The sequence below is a fragment of the Streptomyces sp. NPDC002057 genome, assembly GCF_040296665.1.
In the GTDB taxonomy this organism is placed as follows: Bacteria; Actinomycetota; Actinomycetes; order Streptomycetales; family Streptomycetaceae; genus Streptomyces.
In genome coordinates this window covers 1-21,580 of the sequence record NZ_JBEOXR010000029.1, presented here as the reverse complement: position 1 = coordinate 21,580, position 21,580 = coordinate 1, and the positions used below count along the sequence as shown (strand labels likewise).

Sequence of the window (21,580 nt, the reverse complement as noted above, 5' to 3'; positions counted from 1 at the left end):
GTTCACCCGATCGCGTCACACTTGGAAGCCCGGTAGAGCGCGGATGCGCTCATTTGGTTACTCTGAGGACCACGGTCGGCCACCGAGGACACACACCGTCCTCACGGCCTTCCCGGGACAGGTCTGCCACCAAGGCCGCGGTCCCCGCCCGACGAACGGCGCCACCGCGACCGACCGGCACTGTCCCACAGGTACGCGACACAGAGGAGTGCGCGGTGACACCAGAACTGACGAAGCAGGATTCCCACCCGGCCGAACCCAACGACCGGACGCGGAGGAACGGCGAGCTGGGAAGCCTGGAAGTCTGGGCCCACGCGGCCCCGATCCGGCTCGCGGGCTACGAGGACGACCTCGCCGAGCCCCACATCCTGCCCAGCATCGACTGATCCTGCTTCACCTCCGGATGCCCCCGGCCGCCCATGGCCGGGGGCATCCGCACGTCCGGGAGCGCCCGCGCCCCGTTCACGGCGGAGGCCGGTGCGCCGGCTCCCGGAGCCGGGTGGGCGGCAGGTACTCGCGCACCAGCGTGCGGTGCCACCAGGCGCCGGTCGCGCGCAGCTCGCGCCAGGTCGTGTACCGGTACCGGTACAGCCGGGCGCGGACGAGGACCGGCGGATCCCCGGGGAAGGGGTTGCGGGCGAGCAGCCGCAGGGTGTCCCGGTCGCCGTCCAGCAGGCGCTCGACGAACGGGCCGAACCAGTCGCGCGCATAGCCGGGGCTGAGCGCCGCGAACCACATCAGCCAGTCGAGCCGAAGGTGGTACGGGGCGAACTGCCGGGGCATCCGGCGCGGGTCCCCGGGCTTCCCCCTGAAGCCGTACTCGCGCCACACCGTGCCCGGGTGCGGCACCGGCTCGTCGGTGCCCTCGACGACGATCTCGTCCCGGACCCGGCCGACCGTGCCGAACGCCCCGTACGTGTTGACCAGGTGGAACGGGTCGTACGAGCGGTTCATCGCCTGGTGCCGGGAGAGCAGGTTGCGCACCGGGCGGTAACTCCGTACCAGGACGAGCGCGGTCACCGCGACGACGAGCACCACGTACCAGAGCGGCGGGTCCGGCCGCGGGTGGGCGCCGGTGAGCGGGGAGGCGTCGACGACGGAGAGCGCGAGCACGACGGTGAGCCAGTTCAGCCAGGCGAAGTTGCCGGAGAGCACCAGCCACAGCTGGGTGGCGACCATGAGCCCGGCGGCGACGGTGGCCACCGGCTGCGGGGCGAAGAGCAGGAACGGTACGAGCAGCTGCACGACGTGGTTGGCCGCCACCTCCACCCGGTGCAGCGGGCGGGGCAGATGGTGGAAGAACCAGCTCAGCGGGCCGGGCATCGGCTGGGTCTCGTGGTGGTGGTAGAGGCAGGTCAGCTTCCGCCAGCAGGGATCGCCGCGGATCTTGATGAGCCCGGCGCCGAACTCGACCCGGAAGAGCAGCCAGCGCAGCAGGAACAGGACGAGGACGGGCGGTCCGGTCTCGTCGTTGCCGAGGAAGACCGCCAGGAACCCGGTCTCCAGGAGCAGGGACTCCCAGCCGAAGGCGTACCAGGTCTGGCCCACGTTCACGATCGACAGGTACATCGCCCAGAGCAGCAGCCACAGCAGCATCGAGACCGGCAGCGGCACCGCGTCCCCGGCGCCGGCGACGAGCGCCAGGGCTAGTGCGGCGCCGGACCAGGCGACGGCCGCGAAGAGGCGGTCGGAGTAGCGCCAGTGGAAGAGCGAGGGGGTCTGCCGGGGCCGGGTCCGCCGCAGGTACTCCGGTACGGGGAGCATGCCGCGCGCCCCGATCAGCGCCCGGAACTGAAGGGCCGCCGAAAGGAACGCCACGCAGTACAGCCCGGCGAGGCCCCGCTGGAAGACGATCCGGCTCAGCCATAGGTCGGGTGCGGTGAACCACTCCATCGCTACCAGTATCGGCCCGGGATCACGTCCTGACGAGGCGCCGGAGGGTCCGGCCCAGGTGACGGGCGTACGCCCGCTGGAACAGCGGGACGACGGGGCCGCCGAGCCGGGTGTACCAGGCGGCGGGGCGGCTGAACGCGGTGACCGCGAACCGGACCGTGCCGTCGGGGTCGAGGTGGACCATGAACGACTCCTCGCCGCGTTCCGGGTGTCCGGTCAGGGTCCCGTAGGCGAAGCCGACGCGGTCCTCCTCGTACGCGGTCCAGATCACCGAGCAGGGGGCGGCGAGGCGGAGCGGGCCGATGCCCGCCGAGACCTCCAGGGTGACGCCCGGCTCGGCGCGGCCGGCGTCGGTCAGGACGTTCGCGCCGGAGACGCGGTGCATCCGCCAGGTGGTGACGGCGGCGCCGGCGGTCTCGAAGGCGGCCCGTCCGTGGCCGACGACCGCGCTGTACCGGAGGTGGTGGTAGCCCTCGGGGAGGGCCGTCGGGGTGCGGGTGGCGCCCACCTCGCCGTAGGTGAGGGTCGGGCGGGGGCGGTCGGGCCGGGACAGGCTTTTCATGAGGCGGGTCATGCCGGAAGCTCCGTTCGCGGGCGGGCCGGGTGCGAGGGCGTGGGCGGTGCGGGTGTGGTGCGGTCCGCCCGGAGGCGGCGGTGGGCGAGCAGGGCGCAGACCGTGAAGCCGAGGGCGTTGCCCAGCCCGTGCGTCGCGGCCGTCCAGGTCAGGTCGAGGTGGGGCAGTCCGGTCGCCTCGCCGACCGCCCAGCTCAGCGCGAGCAGCATGGTGACGACGAGGATCAGCGCCGAGACGGCGAGCAGACCACGGGTGAGCCGGTCGGCCGCGGCCACCGTGCGGCGCTCGCGCAGCGTCAGTACGGCGACCGCCGTCATGCCGGCGGTCAGGACGACGGCCCCGGCGAGCTCGGCCCAGTCGTCGACGAAGTAGCCGAGCAGGACGAGCAGGGTGCCCGCGGGGACGCTGAGCGCGGCGAAGCGGGCGGTGGGGCCGTCGGAGACGCGGCAGAGGAGCCCGGCGACCAGTGCGGCGCCGAAGCCCGCGAAATGGAAGTGCGGGACGGTCAGCGCCAGGATGTCGAGGTCGAAGCCGAACAGCGGGTACGAGGCCCGTTCGGCGACGAGCGCGAGACCGGCGACGGAGGGCGCGACCAGGGCGGTCAGGACGGCCACCTCGGCAGGCCGGAGGGAACGGGTCAGGAACAGCCGGGCCGGGGCCTGGAGCGCGAGCGCCAGGGTGGCGAGGGCGTAGACGGCGGCCAGCGCGGCCGAGAACCCGGAGCGGGGCAGCCAGAGCGCCAGCGCCCCGGGGGCGGCGAACAGCGGCCAGGCGCGCCGGAGCGCGGTCCACCCCGGTGGTCGGGGGCCGTCCAGGAGGGCGAGCCCGGTCGGGACCACCCAGAACATGCCGAGCGTCACGACCGAGGCCACGAGGACCGACAGCGCGGTCATGTGCCACCACCCCCACTTGAACGTGTTCAACTGCGATTCGCAGCGTAGGCCCTTTCTTGAACGTGTTCAAGCCTGCGGTCGATGTCGATCGACACGGTCGGCCGCCCTCCGCTTGCGGGACCCCGGGCGCTGCGACAGACATGAGGGACTGGCCGGAACCGGGCGCCGTGGCCCGGGGGAGAGAAAGCGGGAGAACCAGGTGCGCTCAGCCCCACGCCGGACACGGCGAACCCCCACGTCCGCCGCGCCCCCGCGCGCCGGGGCCCGCTCCGCACTCGCGGCGGTCACCGCCTCCGTCCTGCTCGCGGGGTGCACCTCCGTGTGGGAGGGATCGGACGGCGGCGCCCCGCCCGCCGCGGCCGGCGCCCCCGACGTCCTCCTCCAGCCGGTCGCGGCCGGGGGCCCCGATCCCTTCACCGCCTCCACGGCCCGCCACACCGCCTCGGCGCCCTCCGGGGGGCGGACCCCCGACCCCACAGCCGAGCAGGTCCGCGAGGTCACCGGCTCCACCCCCGGGCTCTACGGCGGCACCCGCGCGGAGGGCAGCTGCGACGTCGAGCAGCAGGTCTCCTTCCTCGCCGCCGACCAGGACAGGACACGCGCCTTCGCCGAGGGCGCCGGCGTCCCCGAGGCCGGCGTCGCCGCCTGGCTGCGCGGACTGACCCCCGTCGTCCTGCGCGCGGACACCAGGGTCACCAACCACGGCTACCGCGAGGGCGCGGCCGACGCCTTCCAGGCCGTCCTCCAGACCGGTACGGCGGTCCTCGTCGACCAGTACGGCTCCCCGCGCGTCCGCTGCGCCTGCGGCAACCCGCTCCGCACCCCCACCGCCGTCCCGGACGGAGTCCACCAGGGGGACCCCTGGGACGACTTCGACCCCGACCGGGTCATCGTCGTCCGGCCCACCACCACCGTCATCACGAGCCTCGTCATCGTCAACGCCGCCGACCGCAGCTGGATCGAGCGGCGCACCGGCAGCGACGGCGCCGAGGACCGCAAGCCGGCCGTCGAGCCCACCTGCGACCCGGACACCTGCGCCCTGACCGGCCGGGGCACCCCCGACCCGACGGCGCCCGACACCGCCCCGCCCACCTCCCCCGGCACCGGCTCCCGGCCGCCCGTCCCGCCGCCGCCCGTCCCGTCGAGCCCCGACGCCTCCGGGACCGGGGGTACGGACACGGCGCCGAGCCCCGCCGACCCGGACCCGTACCCGGTCCCCGACACGGAGCCGTACCCCGACCCGTACGAGGACCCCGGCACGGAGCCGTACCCCGACCCGTTCGCCGAGCCGCCGGCCGAGTCGCCCACCGTGCCGGACGGCGAGCTCCCGCCCGAGGAGCTCTTCCCGGCCGGGCCGGCCCCCGAGCAGCCCGAGACCTTCGAGGGATGAAGCGGATCTTCCTGGTGCGCACGGGCGGGGCTGCGCCTAGCGTGGCCCCATGAACGTGGGCAACGGGGGAGGGGAGCCGGTCGAGCGGTTCCCCCGCGGGCCGCAGGAGCCGGGAGAGCCGGGGTCGGGCGCCGGGCTCCTGTCGGAGTACGCCTCCGCCTTCCGGATGGGAGGCTTCGACTGGGACCTCGTCGCGGGCACGATGCTCATGGACGACGTGGCCCTCGACGTCTTCGACTTCGACCGCGAGGAGTACGACGGCCGCCCCGAGTCCCTGGAGAGCCGGGTCCTCCCGGACGAGGGCCGCCGCCTCGACACGCTGGTCACCCAGGCGCTCAAGGACGGCAGCAAGCAGTACGGCGCGTACTTCCGCATCCGCCGGCGCGACGGCAGCCACCAGTGGACCCACACCCAGGGGCTCGTCCAGCGCGACGGCAGCGGCCGTCCGGTGCGCATCGTCGGCGTGGTCCGGGACGCCACCCACGAGCTCAGCGAGTCCGCCGCCCGGCTCGGCCTCGACGAGGGGCGCCGCCAGCGCGCCGGCGTCGTGGAGGGGACCACGGCCGCCCTCGCCTACGCGCGGACCGTGAAGGACGTCATCGACCTGCTCAACGACTCGCACGCCCTCGAACACTTCGGCGCCGCGAGTCTCGTCATGGGTCTCCTCGACGCCGGCCGCATCCACCTGGTCGCCGAGGGTCCCGAGGGCGCCTTCGTGCCGGGCACCCGGTTCACCCGGGTGGACGAGCCGTACCCGATGAGCGAGGTGATCCGCACCCTGCGGCCGCGGTTCATCGAGTCGGGCCGTGACTTCGCCGAGTCCTTCCCGGTGCTCTGGCCGCACATCAGCGGACTCGGCATCACCGCCGCCGCCTACCTCCCGCTCATCGCCCAGGCCCGGCCCATCGGCGCGCTCGGGCTGCTGTACAGCGACAAGACCGGATTCAGCGAGGACGAGCGGACCCTGCTCGTCGCCCTCGGCAGCAGCATCGCGCAGAGCCTCCAGCGGGCCATGCTCTACGAGCAGGAGCACGACCTCGCGGAGGGGCTCCAGCAGGCGATGCTGCCGCGCCGGATCCCCGAGGTGCCCGGCGCCCAGACCGCCGTCCGCTACCGCTCGGCCCGGCTCGGCCGCGACATCGGCGGCGACTGGTACGACATCATCCCGCTGCCCGGCGGGCGGGTCGGCGCCGTCATCGGAGACGTACAGGGGCACGACACCCACGCGGCGGCCGTCATGGGGCAGCTGCGGATCGTGCTGCGCGCGTACGCCGCCGAGGGGCACACCCCGGCCACGGTGATGGCCCGCGCCTCCGTCTTCCTGCACGAACTCGACACCGAACGCTTCGCCACCTGCACCTACGCCGAGGTCGACCTCGGCACCGGCGTCGTCCAGGTGGTCCGGGCCGGCCATGTCGACCCGCTCGTCCGGGAGGACGACGGGCGCTGCCGCAGGATCCCGGTGGAGGGCGGGCTGCCGCTCGGTCTCTCCGCCGAGTTCGGCCGCCTCGACTACCCGGTCACCACCCTGGAGCTGGACCCCGGACAGACCCTGATGCTCTACACCGACGGCCTGGTCGAGAAGCCCGGCGCCGACCTCGACGAGGGCCTCCAGTGGCTCTCCGCGCTCGTCCGGAGCGGACCCGCCGACCTCCAGGAACTCGCCGACCACCTGTGCGACGTGGTCGCCGACCGGGGCGGCGAGGACGACGTCGCGATCCTGCTGCTCCGTCGCGAGGGCGTGGTCGCCGGCCACGGGGCGGGCAGGTTCCAGCAGCACGTCGCCCAGAGCGACCCCGAGGCGCTGAGCTCCGCCCGGCACATGATCAGGGCCGCCGTCCGGGCCTGGGGGGCCGGGGAGCGGGCGGACGAGATCGAGCTGGTGGCCGACGAGCTGATGACCAACGCCCTGATGCACACCGACGGCGGGGCGATCGTGACCCTGCGGGTCCTCGGCGGGGCCGAGCGGCGGCTGCGGGTGGAGGTGGAGGACCGCTCCAGCGCCCTGCCCCGGCGCCGCGAGGCGGGGGAGGCGGGAGTGTCCGGGCGGGGCCTGCTGCTCGTCGACCAGATCTCCGACGTCTGGGGCGTGGAGTCGCGCGGCAGCGGCAAGTGCGTGTGGTGCGAGTTCGCCGTGGAGAGCTGAACGCCGACTTCCCGCGGAGAGGTCGAACCGGTGACTTCACCGCGGAGGGGGTCGAGCCGATGAATCCACCATGGAGGCTGAACCGATGACTTCACCACGGGCGGGGCCGAGCCGATGTCTTCACCACGGGCGGGTCGAGCCGATGTGTTCCCCACGGACGGGTCGAGCCGATGGCCTCACCACGGCTGGGTCGAGCCGATGATTCCACCGTGGAGAACTGAACCGTCGGCCGAGCCGGTCGGACGGCTCTGTTAACTGAGCGTGAACTGATCGTACTTGACCGTAACTGTCTGTACGCGATTGACTTCGTTCTTCCAGCTTTTCGTGCAGGACGTGAGGACCCCCGTGAGCAGCGAGCTACTGGCACCGCTTGACCTGGCCTTCTGGCACCTCGAATCCACCGCGCACCCCCTGCACCTCGGGGCCCTCGCCCACTTCGGGCCCGCCCCCACCGACGGCGGCCACGAGCCGCCGGACGTCCTCGGCCTGCTCGCCCGCCGCGCCGCCGCCGTCCCCCGGCTCCGGATGCGGGTCCGCGACGTCCTGATCCCCGTCGGCGGCGCCGCCTGGAGCGCCGACCCGGACTTCGACGTGCGCCACCACGTCCACGAGCTCACCCTGCCGGGCGCCGACTTCCCCGCCGAGACCGCCCGGCTCGCCGCCGAACTCATGGAACGCCCGGTCGCCCGCGGCCTGCCGCCCTGGGAGATGTACCTCCTCAGCGGCGCGCCCGACGGCTCCTTCGCCGTCCTCGTCAAACTCCACCACGCCCTCGCCGACGGCATGCGGGCCGTCGCCATCGGCGCCGGGATCTTCGACGAGATCGCGGCGGGCCGCCGACCCGCCGGACGGCCCCGCCCCGTGCCCCCGCGCTCCTGGCTCCCCGGCCCCGGACGGCTCCTCGGCATGGCCAGGGACCGGATCGGCGACCTCGGCCGGGCCGTCGAGGTCGGCGCCTCCGTCGTCCGCGCCAGCCGCCTCGACGGACGCCCCACCGCGGCGCTCGCCGCCGAGTCCAGCGGGACCCGCCGGGTCGCCACGGTCACCCTCCCCCTCGACCGGGTCCAGAGGATCCGGCGCACCACCGGCGGCACCTCCAACGACGTCCTCCTCGCGATCGTCGCCGGAGCGCTCCGCCGCTGGTTCGACGGGCGCGGCCTGCCCTTCCCCGGAGCCGACCCCCGGGCGCTCGTCCCCGTCTCCCGCCGCCGCCCCGGCGCCCCGGCCGGGCCCGGCAACAGCCTCTCCGGATACCTCCTCGACCTGCCCGTCACCGAGGCCGACCCGGCCGCCCGGCTCGCCGCGGTCCGGCGTTCCATGGACCGCAACAAGGCGGCCGGTCCCTTCCGGGGGGCGGGAGCCGTCGCCCTCCTCGCCGACCAACTTCCCCCGCTCGCCCATCGCTTCGGCGCCCCCCTCGCCTCCGGCGCCGCCCGGCTCCTCTTCGACGTCCTGGTCACCCAGGTGCCGCTGCCGCGCTCGGCGCTCTCCCTCGGCGGCGCCCCGCTGCGCGCCCTCTACCCGATGGCCCCGCTGGCCCGCGGCCAGTCCCTCGCCGTCGCCATGTCCCCGTACGGCGGCCAGGTCCACATCGGTCTCGTCGCCGACGGCGAGGCGGTCCCGGACCTCGACGCGCTGGCCGCCGCGCTCACGGCCGAACTCGACCTGCTCGACCCGCCGGTCCTGCCGCACCCGGCGGACCCGGTGGACCGGCCGGACCCGGTCGACCCGGCGGCGCGGACTGACCCGACGACGGACCCAGGGGAGCCCACGACGGACGAGAGGGACGCGACGCCGAGTGCCTGACGCGGTCAGGGATCCCGGCGATGACGGCCGGTCATGCCCTCGACATCTCGGTCTCCACGATCCCCGACCTCGTCACCCGCGATCAGCTCCGCGTCTCCTCGCGGCGTCCCACAGCGGCCGCACCGGGTACGACGAGCAGCTTGCCGGTGGTACGCCGAGCCTCCAGATCGCTGTGGGCCCGGGCGGCCTCGGACAGCGCGTAGCGGCCCGTCACGGTGACCTCAAGCGCCTTGGAGCGCACCCACTCGAACACATCGGCGGCCCGTCGGAGCAGTTCGGACCGATCGGCGATGAAGTCCCCGAGGCTGGGCCGGATCAGGGTCAGCGAACCGCCGTGGGCCAGCCGAATCGGATCGAACGGCGGCACGGCACCACTCGCCGCGCCGAAGAGCACGAGATGGCCGCGGGTTCGCAGGCTGGCGAGGCTCGCGTCGAAGGTGTGCGCGCCGACGCCGTCGAAGACAACCGGCAGTCCCTGACCGCCGTTGAGCCGCCTCACCTCGGCTGCGAGATCGTCGACCGCGGAGGAAAGGATCACCTCGGCGGCCCCGGCGCGCTTCGCCAGCTCGGCCTTCGCGGTGGTCGACGTCGTGCCGATCACCCTGCCGCCGAGATGGGTGATGAGCTGGGTCAAGAGCAGCCCCATGCCACCAGCGGCCGCGTGCACGAGCACCGTGTCGCCCCCCTGGACCGGGTAGGCGTCCTTGATGAGGTAGTGCGCGGTCATGCCCTGGAGGAGCACGGCGGCGGCTGTCTCGAAGCCGATGTCGTCGGGCAGCGGCACCAGCCGGGAGGAGTCCACGACGGCCCGCTCGGCATACGTGCCGGGAATCTCCACCCAACCGACCCGGTCCCCGACCGCGACGTCGGCGACGCCGGGTCCGACGTCGACGACCGTGCCGGCGCCCTCGGCGCCCGGGGTGAAGGGCAGCGGGAGGCTGTACCGGCCTTCGCGGTGGTAGACGTCGAGGAAGTTGACCCCGGACGCGGCGACCTCCACGACCGCCTCGCCCGGACCCGGCCGCGGCTGCTCCACCTCGGCCTCCCGCAGCACCTCGGGACCGCCCACTTCGTACACCTGAATCGCTCGCATGACCCTCCAATATCGTTTCATCCCCCACCAACCCCGTTGACGGCGATCCGATTCCCGGCGAGCCGACCAGCCCGCCGCCCCCGCCGAGAGCTGAGACGCCTGCTCCGCACCCGGGTCCTGGACAGGAGACCGACGACGTCAAGGCGCGGGCGGGCCACCCGCGAGCCGCGTCCCCGACCTGACGAGGCAATACACACCCAGGCCGTGTCCGGCGGGCGGCCCCGTCCCTCGTCGGGCAGGGTGGGACCATGCCCGAACTCCCCGAGGTGGAATCGCTCCGCGCGTTCCTCGACACGCACCTGGTGGGCAAGGAGATCGCCCGCGTGCTGCCCGTCGCGATCAGCGTCCTCAAGACGTACGACCCGCCCCTGAACGCCGTCGAGGGCGCCGAGGTCACCGCCGTGGGACGGCACGGCAAGTTCCTCGACCTCACCACCTCGGGACCCGCGGGCGAGCTCCACCTCCTCTTCCACCTGGCCCGCGCGGGCTGGCTCCGCTGGCACGACCCCCTGCCCTCGGGACCGCCCAAGCCCGGCAAGGGCCCGCTGGCCCTGCGTACCGCGCTCACCGGCGGCGACGGCTTCGACCTCACCGAGGCGGGCACCACCAAACGGCTCGCGGTCCACCTGGTGCGCGACCCCCAGGAGGTGCCGGGCGTCGCACGGCTCGGCCCCGATCCGCTCGCCGAGGACTTCGGCCCCGAGGAGTTCGCCGCCCTGCTCGCCGGCGAGCGGCGCCAGATCAAGGGCGCCCTGCGCGACCAGAGCCTCATCGCCGGCATCGGCAACGCGTACAGCGACGAGATCCTGCACGTCGCGAGGATGTCCCCGTTCAAACCCACCCAGAACCTCACCCCGGAGGAGACCGCCGACCTGTACACGGCGATGCGGACCACCCTCCACGAGGCCGTCGACCGCTCCCGGGGACTCGCCGCCGGCAAGCTCAAGGCCGAGAAGAAGAGCGGCCTGCGCGTCCACGGCCGCACCGGCGAACCCTGCCCGGTGTGCGGGGACACCATCCGCGAGGTCTCCTTCAGCGACTCCTCCCTCCAGTACTGCCCCACCTGCCAGACCGGCGGAAAGCCCCTCGCCGACCGCCGTCTGTCGAAGTTCCTCAAGTAGGCCTCGGCAGCGGGAGGAAGCCGCTCGCCGCCGTCGTCCGTGGAAGTTCCTCAAGTGGGCCTCCACACCGGGGGGAAGCCCCTCGCCGGCCGCCGTCTGTCGAAGTTCCTCACGCAGGCCTCCGCACCCGGGAGGCCCCGCCGCCTCCCGTTACACTCCGCCGCATGCTGCGCGTACTGGCCGTCGACGACGAGGCACCCGCCCTCGGGGAGCTGCTCTACCTGCTGCGCGCCGACCCCCGCGTCCGCACCGCCGAGGGGGCCGGCGACGCCACCGCCGCCCTCCGCCGGATCGGGCGCGCCCTGGAGACCGGGCCCGACGGCGACGAGGCGATCGACGTCGTCTTCCTCGACATCCACATGCCCGGCCTCACCGGGCTCGACGTCGCCCGGCTGCTCGCCGGCTTCGCCCGCCCGCCGCTCGTCGTCTTCGTCACCGCCCACGAGGGCTTCGCGCTCCAGGCCTTCGACCTGAAGGCCGTCGACTACGTCCTCAAGCCCGTCCGCCGCGAGCGGCTCGCCGAGGCCGTCCGCCGGGTCCACGACCTGGTGCACGCCACCACCGCCCCGGCCGCGCCCGCCGCACCCGAACAGATCCCCGTGGAGCTCGGCGGGATCACCCGCTTCGTCTCCGTCGACGACATCGCCTACGTGGAGGCCCACGGCGACTACGCCCGCCTCCACACCGACCACGGCAGCCACCTCGTCCGCATCCCGCTCTCCACCCTGGAGGAGCGGTGGGCCGCCCGGGGCTTCGTCCGCATCCACCGCAGCCATCTCGTGGCCCTCGCCCGGATCGACGAGCTCCGGCTCGACGGCGGCGCCACCTCGGTCCGCGTCGGCGACACCGACCTGGCGGTCAGCCGACGCCACGCCCGCACCCTGCGGGACCTGCTCATGCGCCGCGCCGGGGGCTGAGCGCCTCCCCGGCCACCCCCTATCGCAGGTGCTCCCACCTGCGTAGACTCCACGCGTCCCGGGCCCCGAGGGCCGCCGCCTCAAGGGGAGTCGAGACATGCCGGAGCGGACGCCGATGCCCGAGCAGCACCCTCTCCCGGCCTCCGGCCGGGTGGACCCCCCGCGCAGACCCCGCCGCGAGACCGTCACGTACGCCTCCGCCCACGGCGCCGGGGCCGCGCCGGGGCCCGCCCGGCGGCGCGCCGTCCATCCGCCGGCCCGCTCCGAGATCGACGAGCAGACCACGCTCGGCCACACCTACGTACGCTCCCTGATGCGCAGCCAGCTGCGCGCCGCCCTCACCGCCCTCGGGGCGCTCGCCCTCCTCGTCGGCCCGCTGCCGCTGCTCCTGGCCCTGCCCGCACCCGAGGCCCTGGTCTGGGCCGCCCTCGGCGTCGGGGTCTACCCCGTCGTCTGGGCGACGGCCCTCTGGTACGTGCGCCGCGCCGAACGCAACGAGCGCGACTTCACCGGCCTCGTCGAACGGTGACGCGCCCCGCATGAACGAACCCTCCACACGCGCCCCGGGCCGAGCCCTCGGCGGTGCGCCCGCGCACGTGTCCCGCGCGGTGTACGCGTGAACCAGACCTACGCCGTCGCCGCCGTCACGGCCGTCGTCCTCGCCACCGTCCTCATCGGCGCCCTCGGGCTGCGGATCTCCCGTACCACCTCCGACTTCTACGTCGCCTCGCGCACCGTCCGGCCCGGCCTCAACGCCGCCGCGATCAGCGGCGAGTACCTCTCCGCCGCCTCCTTCCTGGGCATCGCGGGGCTCGTCCTCGTCCAGGGCCCCGCCATGCTCTGGTACCCGGTCGGCTACACCGCCGGCTACCTCGTCCTGCTCGTCCTCGTCGCCGCCCCCCTGCGCCGCTCCGGGGCGTACACCCTCTCGGACTTCGCGGAGGCGCGGCTCGAATCCCCGGGGGCCCGCAAGCTCGCCAGTCTCTTCGTCGTCGGCATCGGCTGGCTGTACCTGCTGCCGCAACTCCAGGGCGCCGGCCTCACCCTGGAGATCCTCACCGGCGCCCCCGACTGGGTCGGCGGACTGCTCGTCGCCGTCGTCGTCACGGGGACGGTCGCCGCGGGCGGGATGCGCAGCATCACCTTCGTGCAGGCCTTCCAGTACTGGCTGAAGCTCACCGCGCTGCTCGTCCCCGTCCTCTTCCTGCTCGCCGCCTGGTACGGGGACGGTGCGCCGAGGGCCCGCTTCGACGCTCCCGCCGCGCTGCGCGGCCACACCGTCGTCACGGTCGCCGACTCCGTGCGCGTCGGGCTCGACGAACCCCTCACCCTGACCGTCACCGGCAGCGTCGACTCCGTCCGGTACGACGGCGGGACCGTGACCCTCGCGCCCGGCACCCACCACGTCCTCGGCGGCACCACACTCGCCTTCGCCCCGGGGGCGGCGCTGCCCGAGCGGAGCGGGAGGGGCCCGGCCGAGGAGGTGTCCGACGGGACCGACCCCCTCGGCTGGTCCCAGCCCCTGGCCGGGGGCCGTGACGGACACCAGCTGTACGCCACGTACGGACTGATCCTGGCGACCTTCCTCGGCACGATGGGCCTGCCGCACGTCGCCGTCCGCTTCTACACCAGCCCGCACGGCCGGGCCGCTCGCCGGACCACCCTCGTGGTGCTCGGCCTGGTCGGCGCCTTCTACCTGCTGCCGCCGCTCTACGGCGCCCTCGGCCGGATCTACGCCCCCGAACTCGCCCTCACCGGCTCCGCCGACGCCGCCGTGCTCGTCCTGCCCGACCGCATCATCGGCGGACTCCTCGGCGACCTCCTGGGGGCGCTCCTCGCGGGCGGCGCCTTCGCGGCCTTCCTCTCCACCGCCTCCGGGCTCACCATGTCGGTCGCCGGCGTCCTCACCCAGGACGTGCTGCCCTCCCGGGGCGTACGGCACTTCCGCCTCGGGACCCTGCTCGCCACCGCCGTCCCGCTCGCCGTCGGGGTGTTCGCGTCGAAGGTCCCGGTCGCCGACGCCGTCGGCCTCGCCTTCGCCGTCTCGGCGTCCTCCTTCTGCCCGCTGCTCGTCCTGGGCATCTGGTGGCGGCGGCTCACCCCGCCCGGCGCCATGGCCGGGCTGCTGCTCGGCGGCGGCTCCGCCCTCGCGGCCGTGATGGCGACCCGGGCCGGACTCGCCCCCGGGGGCTGGCCGCACACCCTGATGGCCTGGCCGGCCGTCTGGTCGGTGCCGCTCGGCTTCCTCAGCATGGTCCTGGTCTCGCTCGCGACGCCCCGCCGGGTCCCGCCCGGCACCCCGGCGCTCCTCGCCCGTCTGCATCTGCCGGAGGAGATCACCTCCTCGGAGGCGACCGGCGGGCCGGGCGGGGCCGCCGGTCCCGGACCCGTCCAGGAGGTACGCCGATGAGCGGCATCGCCCTCGCCGCCGCGGCCGCCGCCGGGGCCGTCCTGCTCGCGGTGGGCTTCGTCCTGGGGCGGCTCGCCGCCCGGCGCGCCGGGCGCGACGCCGACCCCGACCTGGGCACACCCGTCGAGCGGGCCACCTTCCACACCCTGCACACGGCCTCGCTCGCCGCCCCGCCGCTGCGCGCCGGACTCACCGAGGAGACCGCGCGCAGGGCGGCCGGCACCCTCCGCTCGCTGCTGGGCACCGAGGCCCTCTGCCTGACCGACCGGGGCGCCGTCCTCGCCTGGGACGGACCGGGTGAGGAACACCACCGCGCGCACGTCCCGGAGCAGGTGGCCGAGACGCTTGAGACCGGCCGCAGCCGGTCCGCGCACACCGGGTGCGCCGACCCGGCCTGCCCGTTGCGCTGGGCGGTGATCGCCCCCCTCGCGGGGGAGGACGGGGTGCTCGGCGCGCTCGTCGCCTACGGATCGCGGGAGTCGGCCGTCCTGGTGCGGGCCGCGACCGAGGTGGCCCGCTGGGCCTCCGTACAGCTGGAGCTGGCCGAGCTGGACCGCTCCCGCACCCGGATCGTGGAGGCCGAGATCCGGGCGCTGCGTGCCCAGATCTCCCCGCACTTCATCTTCAACTCCCTCGCCGCCATCGCCTCGTTCGTCCGCACGGACCCGGAGCAGGCCAGGGAACTCCTCCTCGAATTCGCCGACTTCACCCGCTACTCCTTCCGCAGGCACGGAGAGTTCGCCCAGCTCGCCGACGAACTGCGCTCCATCGAGCAGTACTTGGCGCTCGCCGGAGCGCGCTTCGGGGACCGGCTCAAGGTGACCCTGCAGATCGCCCCCGAGGTGCTGCCGGTGACCCTGCCCTTCCTCTGCCTCCAACCCCTCGTGGAGAACGCGGTGAAGCACGGCCTGGAGGACCGCGAGCGGGGCTGCCGGGTCACGATCGCGGCCCGGGACGCGGGCGCGGAGGCCGTCGTGACCGTCGAGGACGACGGCATCGGCATGGAGCCCGAGCTGCTCCGCGCCGTCCTGCGCGGCGAGCACCCCGCCGGCTCCGGCATCGGCCTCTCCAATGTGGACGAGCGGCTGCGGCAGGTGTACGGGGCGGAGTACGGGCTCGTCATCGAGACCGGGGTCGGCGCGGGGATGAAGGTGACGGTGCGCATCCCCAAGTACCGTCAGGGAGTGCACCGTTCGGCACCCTGACGGAGAGCGGAACCGGTCAGCGCAGGTGCAGCGAGAGATGGGCGAGCGGCAGACCGAGCCGCCAGGCGGGCAGCCAGATCTGCTCCTCCTCGTCGACCGGGGACCCGGTGTCGTCGTCCGCCCGGCCGTCGAGGTCCGTGGCGCGCATCCAGGTGTCCCGCAGCCGCCGCCACGCGGTCACCGCGAGGGCCAGATCGGGACCGGCGCCACCGCTCGCGCGCCGTGCCGCGAGCCGCTCCTCGACCCAGGGCGGCCAGGGCCGGTCGTAGGCCGTGTGGCCCAGCCACTCGTCGACCCGCCCGGCGGCCCACCCGTCCGCGGGCCCGTCGGGCTCCCCGGAGAGGTGGACGGTGAGGGCGAGGGCCTGGAGGCCCGCCCGGTACTCCAGTGACCCGGGCGCCACGAGGGCGGCGGCCCGCAGGACCTCGTCGGCCAGGTACTCGGCGCACAGCCAGGCCATCGGGACGGCGAGTCCGCCGCCGCTCGTGCCGCCGGCGCCGTTCGTGCTCTCGGGGCGCAACGCTCCCACCTTCTCCCGGACATCGGGGACCCGGACGTGTGGGACCCGGGGAGAGCTTCCTCCGTCGGGGGCGTCCATGGGTCCCGCTTTGCTCAACTCGCCCGTGTGGTTTCGGATACGTTTCCCGGCCGGATAGGTGCCGGTGGGATTCCCGGTGTCACGGGAGGCGTACGGGGCGGAGGAGGCGTCTCGGGAAGGGATGTCTCGGGAAGGGATGTCTCGGGAAGGCCTCTCCAGGAGAAGCGTCTCCGGGAGGAAGCGTCTCCGGGAGCGGGACGGGCGCGCGGAGCCTCAGCCGAGCAGTGCGTACACCGCGGTCGCGTGGGCGGCGACCTCCTCCGTGCCCTCGGCCGTCATGGTGATGTCGGCGAAGGCCATCCGCCTGCCCGCCTTGGTGAGCCGGGCGCGCACGAGGACGTCCGCGCCGACGACCGCCCGCTGGAAGCTGATGGACTGCTGGACGGTGGTCATCGGGACGAAACCGCCCCGGGCCGCGGCGACCGCGACGACCGTCGCCGTGTCGGCGGCGGCCATCAGGGCCTGACCGGAGAGGCCCCCGCCCTCCCGGGCGAGCCGGTCCGACCACGGGAGGCGGAGCACGGCCTCCTGGCCGTCGACCGACTCGACGGTGAGTCCGAGATCGAGCACCCAGGGGGCGAAGTTGTCGGCGAGGACCTGTCCGGCGGCGGCGAGTGTCAGCGTCACCGCGTCATTGTGGGGCCGCGACGCGGGGCCGGGCAACGCCCGCGCGGCGCGGCCGGTAGCCGGGCAGCGACCGGCCGAGCTGCCGCAGCGCGTAGTGCGAGCGGGACTTGACGGTGCCGGCGGGGATGCCGAGTTCGACGGCGGCCTCGTTGACGGTGAGGCCGTGGAAGTAGAGCCGGACGAGGACCGCGCGGTGCTCGGGGCTCAGCTCGCGGACGGCCGCCCGGACGTCGAGCGCCGCTTCGGCCGAGGTGGTGGCGTCGGCGGGGTCGGGCGTCACCGCGAGGACGCCGTCCCCGATCTCGGCGGGCCGCGCCAGCCGTGAGCGCCGGGCGTCGATGGCGATGCGGCGGGCCACGGTGAAGAGCCAGGGGCGCATCGACTCGTAGGGGCGGTCGAAGGCCTCGGGGTGGAGCCAGGCCCGTACCAGGGTCTCCTGCGCGAGGTCCTCGGCCCGCTGGCGGTCCCCGTAGGTGAGCCCGAGCAGGAAGGAGAGCAGCGCGGGGCCGTGGTCCCGCTGCAGCTGCTCCAGGGTCCGTTCGTCGGTGGTCGCCGTCGTCATGCTTCCCGCCTCTCCTGCGGCTCGTCGTCCGGGGCGTATCGGAACGCATCCGGACGGCGAGGGACAGGGAACGGACATCGGTGTGCGACGAACGGTCGCACCGAGCGGCGAGTGGTACGCCGAACGGTCACCCGGAGTCGCTGCGTCCGTTTCAGCGGGGTTGGTGACTCTCTGCGGCCTTGACCCTTGACTGCGGCTTTCCCAGGAGATCAATTCGTCAGAACAGATGTTCATCCCATTAATAGGGGGAGTGCCGCCATGACCTCACGCACGAGACCCGCGGGGGCGGTGGCGCTCGCCGCCGTCCTGCTCGCGGCGGCGACCGGCTGCGGCGACGGGGGCGCACCGGCGGTCGGCACCCCCACCCCCCAGGGCACGGCGGGGCGCACCGCCGCCCCGTCCGCCGCGCCCGGTGGCGCCTCCGCGCCCGCCGGATTCACCCTCGTCGCCTCCGGCGACGTCCTCCCGCACGACTCGATCATCCGCAGGGCGGCCCAGGACGCGGGCGGCGACGGCTATGACTTCGCGCCCATGTTCTCCGGCGTGAAGTCCGTCGTCTCCGGAGCCGACGTGGCCCTCTGCCACATGGAGACCGTGTACGGGAGGGACGGCGGGCCCTACACCGGCTACCCGGCCTTCAAGTCGCCGCCCGAGGTCGCCGCCGCGCTCGGGGCCACCGGCTACGACTCCTGCTCCACCGCCTCCAACCACACCCTCGACGACGGCGCCGAGGGCCTCGGCCGCACCCTCGACGCACTCGACCGCGCCGGTGTCCGTCACGCCGGATCGGCCCGTACCGCCGAGGAGGCGCGCAGGCCCACGCTGCTCAAGGCCGGCGGTGCCACCGTGGCGCAGCTCGCCTACACCTACGACACCAACGGCTACCCCATGCCCGAGGGGCAGCCCTGGGCGGTCCGGCTGCTCGACGAGCGGAAGGTGATCGCCGACGCCCGCGCGGCCCGCGCGGCCGGCGCCGACGTGGTCGTGGTCAGCGTCCACTGGGGCAGCGAGTGGCAGACCGAACCCGACGAGCGGCAGCTCTCGCTCGGCCGCGCGCTCACCGCCTCGCGCAGCGGCGGCCGCCCCGACATCGACCTGATCGTCGGCACCCACGCACACGTGCCGCAGGCGTACGAGAAGGTCAACGGCACCTGGATCGTCTACGGGATGGGCGACCAGATCGCCGGGGACATGATCAACCACGAGGGTGTCCTCGACCCCCGAGGCAACCAGGGCAGCATCGGCCGCTTCACCTTCAACCCGCCCCGGAATCCCGGGGGACGCTGGGAGGTCGCCAAGGCCGAGTTCGTCCCCCAGTGGTTCGACACCGGCCGCGGCCGGGTGGTCAACCTCGGCGCCGCCGACGCCTCCGACCCGCGCCACGCCGAGATCCGCGACACGATCCGGAAGGTGGTCATGAGCCGGGGCGCCGCCGAGGACGGCCTGGTGATGGGCAGATGACGCGCGGGGCGTGAGGGCCGGTCACGGGAGGGCCGGGCCGGCGCTATCGGCTCATCGGGTGCTTTCGGACGGGCGGCCGGTGTCGATGAGCCACCCGGACCCTCATCCGTACGAACCATTGGTCATGAAAAAGGATCAGATGACCAGTGGGCGCCGGGCGGTGCTGAGGCTCGCCGCCGCCCTCGGGGCCACCGCCACCGTCGGAGTCCTCGCGGCGGACCGGCTCACCGCGCCCGACGGGGCCACCACACCCCCGGCCCCGCCCCACGGGGGCGGCACCGGAGCGGGACCCGCCGCGGGCCCCCAGGCCCAGGCCGCACGGCTGCGCCCCTCCGCGTACCGGCTCCAGCCGATGACCGCGTACGCGCCCCCGGCCTTCCGGCGCGCCGTGCCACCGGTCCGGCAGCGCCCCTTCCTCAGCATGTCCGGCGTCGGCCGCTCCCTCGTGCTGAGCTTCGACGACGGCCCCGACCCCCGCTACACCCCGGCCATCCTGGAGACCCTGCGCCGTCACGACTGCCGGGCGATGTTCTTCGTCTGCGGCGAGATGGCCGTCGAGAACCCCGACCTGCTGCGGGAGATGGCCGCGGACGGGCACGTCGTCGGCAACCACACCTGGTCCCATCCCCTCGTCCCCAAGCTGCGGCCCTCCCTCATCCGCGACGAACTCGGCTCCACCAGCGAGGTGATCGAGCGGACCCTGGGAACGGCGCCGCTCTGGTACCGGGCCCCCTACGGGGCCTGGAACCGGCACTCCTTCGAGATCGGCGCCGAACTCGGCATGGAACCGCTCGCCTGGACCGTGGACACCCTCGACTGGAAGGAGCCCGGCACCGACACCATCGTCCGGCGGGTCCTCGACGGCGCGGCCCCCGGGGCCGTCGTCCTCTCCCACGACGCCGGCGGCGACCGTGCCCAGAGCGTGGCCGCGCTCCGCCGCTATCTCCCCGAACTCCTCGACGCCGGCTACCAGATCACCGTGCCCCGGCGCTGACCGTCGCGGTACGGCGAAGGGCCCCGGCACCTCGTGTGCCGGGGCCCTTCGCCTGTCCCGACGCCTACCGGGAGCCGACCAGGCGCGCGTACACGACGACGTTCCCGTCGTAGCCACGCGCGCGCGTGTAGCCGCCGCCGCAGGTGATGACCCGCAGTTCGGGCTCACCGGTGTCGGCGTAGACCTGCACGCCCGGGAAGTTGTCCTTCGCGTACACCTCGACCCCGTAGATCTCGAAGATCGCGACCCGGCCGTCGTACCGCTCGACCTCGACGTGCTGGCCCTTCTCCAGGGACCCCAGGCCGTAGAAGACCGCCGGGCCCTGCTCGTTGTCGACATGGCCGACGACCACGGCGGTGCCGCGCTGGCCCGGGGAGATGCCGTTCTGGTACCAGCCGGCGAGGTTGGCGTCCTGGGGCGGAGGGGCCGCCACCCAGCCGTCCGGGTCCAGGCCCACGTCCATGATCGGGGCCGCGACCCGGATCGCCGGGATCTTGATCCGGGAGGCGGGAGCGAAGGTCAGCGGCTCCAGACCCTCGACGGACCCGGGCGGCGGGGCGACGGGGCGCGCCACCGGCCGGGCCGCCGCGGCGGGCTGCGGAGGCCCCTGTGCGATGTCGACTCCGTTGCGCATCATCGCGATCCCGGACAGCATGGCGAGGGCCAGGACGCCCCAGGGTCGGCGTCTCCTGCGGGCGAGGACGCGGAAGTCCTTCGGGGGCATGGTTCTCCCTTCGTGGCGTCGTCAGAACGGTAAGTGCGGTCCGGCGGACCGTCGCGCCGGACGGCGCGAACGGGTGGGGACCGCTGCCGGACGGGTGTCGGCGGCCGCGGGGGAGTGTCGTCGACGGGTCCGGGGAGCGTCTTCGGCACGGGTCCGGGACGTGGGGGAGCGCGGCTCGTTCGAGGCTCCTCCGGTGGCCTTGCCGATGGCTCCTTCGCGGCTCCTCCGGTGCCTTCCGGATGGCTCCTTCGCGGTTCCTTCGAGGCTCCTCCGGCGGCCCGGGTGAGGGTGTGCGGAGGTCCCCGCCGCCGACAGGCGGAGGGCGGGCCGGGGGCAGGCGGGTGACGGAGGGCTGACCCATCCGAGTATTCGTCAGATAAGCGGCCCAGTCGGCTCTGACCTGCGGCTCTGTCGTCCGCGAGGGGCTCGATCCGGGCGTGTCGCCTCACCGGGGTGGACCAGTGCCGACATGCACAGCGCGCCCCGACTTGTGATGGTTCGTCATGGAAGGCGTACTCGTCGAAACTCCCGGAGCACCGCTTTGGGGCGTCTTCCACTGGAGGTTCAACCATGCGTGCTGCACGCACTCTGGCGGTGACCGCCACCGCGATCGCGGCGGTCGGGCTCTCGGCCCCTCTCGCCGCCGCCACCTACACGCCGGGCAACGTCCTCAGCGGTGGCTCGAACAACGGCCCGAGCGACGTCACCGTCAACCCCTACGAGGTCCACCCCGGGTCGACGCTCACGATCACCGCCAGGGGCTGCAACCGCGGCGGCACGGTCACGTCCAACGCCTTCCCGGAGACCACCCTGTCGGGTAACAACAACGGGGTCTCCACCGCCGTCGCCCGTGTCTACAACCACGCCACTCCCGGCAACTACAACCTGGCCGTGAGGTGCAACGGGAACAACTCCGTGGTCACGCAGCCGTTCCGGGTCCTCCCGGGCCGGGGTGCGCAGGGCGGTCTCGGTGGCTCGCTGGCGCCCAGCTCCACCGAGATGGCCGTCGGCGGCAGCCTCGTCGCCGCGGCCGCGCTCGGTGGCGGTCTCTTCATCGTCCGCCGCCGCCGTGTGACCGGTGCGGGGGTCTGACCGGCCGAACCTCCTGGTCGGCGTCCTCCCCCGCGCGCTCCCCGAGCTGCCGCGCGTACGTCGCCTCGCTGGTG

Annotated in this window: 20 protein-coding genes; 12 read left to right on the top strand and 8 right to left on the bottom strand. The window is 74.2% G+C overall.

Annotation, left to right across the window (positions count from 1 at the left end; all coding sequences use genetic code 11):
- The first annotated feature begins 215 nt into the window (after nt 1–215).
- Nucleotides 216–386 carry a hypothetical protein gene (locus ABT129_RS22235; RefSeq protein WP_351904179.1) on the top strand — a complete coding sequence of 57 codons (171 nt, stop codon included), beginning with the start codon at nt 216–218 and terminating at the stop codon, nt 384–386.
- 76 nt (nt 387–462) lie between these two features.
- Here ABT129_RS22235 and ABT129_RS22230 read toward each other — a convergent pair whose 3' ends face one another.
- From ABT129_RS22230 to ABT129_RS22220, 3 genes are read right to left on the bottom strand one after another with little or no spacing between them, the layout of a single operon-like run.
- The gene (locus ABT129_RS22230) at nt 463–1,893 is read right to left on the bottom strand and encodes a lipase maturation factor family protein (RefSeq protein WP_351904176.1); all 1,431 of its coding nucleotides are present in this window, start codon (nt 1,891–1,893) and stop codon (nt 463–465) included.
- 22 nt (nt 1,894–1,915) lie between these two features.
- Nucleotides 1,916–2,467 (bottom strand): DUF1990 domain-containing protein, encoded by a 552-nt coding sequence (locus ABT129_RS22225; protein ID WP_351904173.1) that lies wholly within the window; start codon nt 2,465–2,467, stop codon nt 1,916–1,918.
- On the bottom strand, nt 2,464–3,351 hold the full coding sequence (locus ABT129_RS22220) for a YndJ family protein (protein ID WP_351904357.1): 888 nt from the start codon (nt 3,349–3,351) through the stop codon (nt 2,464–2,466). Before ABT129_RS22220 ends, ABT129_RS22225 begins: the two co-directional genes overlap by 4 nt.
- 208 nt (nt 3,352–3,559) lie before the next feature.
- Here ABT129_RS22220 and ABT129_RS22215 point away from each other — a divergent pair, with 208 nt between their 5' ends.
- From ABT129_RS22215 to ABT129_RS22205, 3 genes are all read left to right on the top strand, one after another.
- Nucleotides 3,560–4,750 (top strand): DUF6777 domain-containing protein, encoded by a 1,191-nt coding sequence (locus ABT129_RS22215; RefSeq protein WP_351904170.1) that lies wholly within the window; start codon nt 3,560–3,562, stop codon nt 4,748–4,750.
- 49 nt (nt 4,751–4,799) lie between these two features.
- Nucleotides 4,800–6,896 carry a SpoIIE family protein phosphatase gene (locus tag ABT129_RS22210; RefSeq protein WP_502981854.1) on the top strand — a complete coding sequence of 699 codons (2,097 nt, stop codon included), beginning with the start codon at nt 4,800–4,802 and terminating at the stop codon, nt 6,894–6,896.
- A 345-nt stretch (nt 6,897–7,241) separates the two neighbouring features.
- Nucleotides 7,242–8,702 (top strand): wax ester/triacylglycerol synthase family O-acyltransferase, encoded by a 1,461-nt coding sequence (locus tag ABT129_RS22205; protein WP_351904167.1) that lies wholly within the window; start codon nt 7,242–7,244, stop codon nt 8,700–8,702.
- 82 nt (nt 8,703–8,784) lie between these two features.
- Here ABT129_RS22205 and ABT129_RS22200 read toward each other — a convergent pair whose 3' ends face one another.
- On the bottom strand, nt 8,785–9,795 hold the full coding sequence (locus ABT129_RS22200) for a quinone oxidoreductase family protein (RefSeq protein ID WP_351904164.1): 1,011 nt from the start codon (nt 9,793–9,795) through the stop codon (nt 8,785–8,787).
- A gap of 248 nt (nt 9,796–10,043) precedes the next feature.
- On the opposite strand from ABT129_RS22200, the gene ABT129_RS22195 reads away from it, so the two are divergent.
- The 5 genes from ABT129_RS22195 to ABT129_RS22175 all read left to right on the top strand — a co-directional run bounded on the left by ABT129_RS22195 (nt 10,044) and on the right by ABT129_RS22175 (nt 15,448).
- Nucleotides 10,044–10,916 carry an Fpg/Nei family DNA glycosylase gene (locus tag ABT129_RS22195; protein ID WP_351904161.1) on the top strand — a complete coding sequence of 291 codons (873 nt, stop codon included), beginning with the start codon at nt 10,044–10,046 and terminating at the stop codon, nt 10,914–10,916.
- 164 nt (nt 10,917–11,080) lie between these two features.
- The gene (locus tag ABT129_RS22190) at nt 11,081–11,833 is read left to right on the top strand and encodes a LytR/AlgR family response regulator transcription factor (protein WP_351904158.1); all 753 of its coding nucleotides are present in this window, start codon (nt 11,081–11,083) and stop codon (nt 11,831–11,833) included.
- A gap of 115 nt (nt 11,834–11,948) precedes the next feature.
- On the top strand, nt 11,949–12,362 hold the full coding sequence (locus tag ABT129_RS22185) for a hypothetical protein (protein WP_351904352.1): 414 nt from the start codon (nt 11,949–11,951) through the stop codon (nt 12,360–12,362).
- Between the two features lie 87 nt (nt 12,363–12,449).
- A complete protein-coding gene (locus ABT129_RS22180) occupies nt 12,450–14,243 on the top strand; it encodes a sodium/solute symporter (protein ID WP_351904155.1) in 1,794 nt (597 codons plus the stop codon).
- Complete coding sequence (locus tag ABT129_RS22175; RefSeq protein ID WP_351904152.1) at nt 14,240–15,448, top strand: sensor histidine kinase; 1,209 nt, start codon at nt 14,240–14,242, stop codon at nt 15,446–15,448. Before ABT129_RS22180 ends, ABT129_RS22175 begins: the two co-directional genes overlap by 4 nt.
- A gap of 16 nt (nt 15,449–15,464) precedes the next feature.
- Here ABT129_RS22175 and ABT129_RS22170 read toward each other — a convergent pair whose 3' ends face one another.
- The 3 genes from ABT129_RS22170 to ABT129_RS22160 form a co-directional block, all read right to left on the bottom strand.
- Nucleotides 15,465–15,968: a hypothetical protein gene (locus ABT129_RS22170; protein ID WP_351904149.1), complete on the bottom strand. Its 504-nt coding sequence runs from the start codon at nt 15,966–15,968 to the stop codon at nt 15,465–15,467.
- 291 nt (nt 15,969–16,259) lie between these two features.
- Nucleotides 16,260–16,673, bottom strand: a complete 414-nt coding sequence (locus ABT129_RS22165) for a PaaI family thioesterase (protein ID WP_351904146.1) — start codon at nt 16,671–16,673, stop codon at nt 16,260–16,262.
- 4 nt (nt 16,674–16,677) lie between these two features.
- Nucleotides 16,678–17,235 carry a sigma-70 family RNA polymerase sigma factor gene (locus tag ABT129_RS22160; RefSeq protein WP_351904143.1) on the bottom strand — a complete coding sequence of 186 codons (558 nt, stop codon included), beginning with the start codon at nt 17,233–17,235 and terminating at the stop codon, nt 16,678–16,680.
- Between the two features lie 258 nt (nt 17,236–17,493).
- On the opposite strand from ABT129_RS22160, the gene ABT129_RS22155 reads away from it, so the two are divergent.
- Nucleotides 17,494–18,696 carry a CapA family protein gene (locus ABT129_RS22155; protein WP_351904140.1) on the top strand — a complete coding sequence of 401 codons (1,203 nt, stop codon included), beginning with the start codon at nt 17,494–17,496 and terminating at the stop codon, nt 18,694–18,696.
- A gap of 139 nt (nt 18,697–18,835) precedes the next feature.
- Entirely contained in the window at nt 18,836–19,690 is an 855-nt protein-coding gene (locus ABT129_RS22150) for a polysaccharide deacetylase family protein (RefSeq protein ID WP_351904137.1), read from the top strand.
- Nucleotides 19,691–19,754: 64 nt separating this feature from the next.
- Here ABT129_RS22150 and ABT129_RS22145 read toward each other — a convergent pair whose 3' ends face one another.
- A complete protein-coding gene (locus ABT129_RS22145; protein WP_351904134.1) occupies nt 19,755–20,414 on the bottom strand; it encodes a class F sortase in 660 nt (219 codons plus the stop codon).
- 570 nt (nt 20,415–20,984) lie between these two features.
- Between ABT129_RS22145 and ABT129_RS22140 the strand changes: the two genes are divergently transcribed.
- A complete protein-coding gene (locus tag ABT129_RS22140; RefSeq protein WP_351904131.1) occupies nt 20,985–21,506 on the top strand; it encodes a hypothetical protein in 522 nt (173 codons plus the stop codon).
- The last annotated feature ends 74 nt before the right edge of the window (nt 21,507–21,580 follow it).

What these genes read in the sequence shown, in the direction of transcription:
- ABT129_RS22230 (WP_351904176.1), bottom strand. Translation starts at nt 1,893, where the DNA reads ATGGAGTGGTTCACCGCACCCGACCTATGGCTGAGCCGGATCGTCTTC.
- ABT129_RS22225 (WP_351904173.1), bottom strand. Translation starts at nt 2,467, where the DNA reads ATGACCCGCCTCATGAAAAGCCTGTCCCGGCCCGACCGCCCCCGCCCG.
- ABT129_RS22210 (WP_502981854.1), top strand. Translation starts at nt 4,800, where the DNA reads ATGAACGTGGGCAACGGGGGAGGGGAGCCGGTCGAGCGGTTCCCCCGC.
- ABT129_RS22200 (WP_351904164.1), bottom strand. Translation starts at nt 9,795, where the DNA reads ATGCGAGCGATTCAGGTGTACGAAGTGGGCGGTCCCGAGGTGCTGCGG.
- ABT129_RS22195 (WP_351904161.1), top strand. Translation starts at nt 10,044, where the DNA reads ATGCCCGAACTCCCCGAGGTGGAATCGCTCCGCGCGTTCCTCGACACG.
- ABT129_RS22190 (WP_351904158.1), top strand. Translation starts at nt 11,081, where the DNA reads ATGCTGCGCGTACTGGCCGTCGACGACGAGGCACCCGCCCTCGGGGAG.
- ABT129_RS22185 (WP_351904352.1), top strand. Translation starts at nt 11,949, where the DNA reads ATGCCCGAGCAGCACCCTCTCCCGGCCTCCGGCCGGGTGGACCCCCCG.
- ABT129_RS22175 (WP_351904152.1), top strand. Translation starts at nt 14,240, where the DNA reads ATGAGCGGCATCGCCCTCGCCGCCGCGGCCGCCGCCGGGGCCGTCCTG.
- ABT129_RS22160 (WP_351904143.1), bottom strand. Translation starts at nt 17,235, where the DNA reads ATGACGACGGCGACCACCGACGAACGGACCCTGGAGCAGCTGCAGCGG.
- ABT129_RS22155 (WP_351904140.1), top strand. Translation starts at nt 17,494, where the DNA reads ATGACCTCACGCACGAGACCCGCGGGGGCGGTGGCGCTCGCCGCCGTC.
- ABT129_RS22150 (WP_351904137.1), top strand. Translation starts at nt 18,836, where the DNA reads ATGACCAGTGGGCGCCGGGCGGTGCTGAGGCTCGCCGCCGCCCTCGGG.
- ABT129_RS22145 (WP_351904134.1), bottom strand. Translation starts at nt 20,414, where the DNA reads ATGCCCCCGAAGGACTTCCGCGTCCTCGCCCGCAGGAGACGCCGACCC.
- ABT129_RS22140 (WP_351904131.1), top strand. Translation starts at nt 20,985, where the DNA reads ATGCGTGCTGCACGCACTCTGGCGGTGACCGCCACCGCGATCGCGGCG.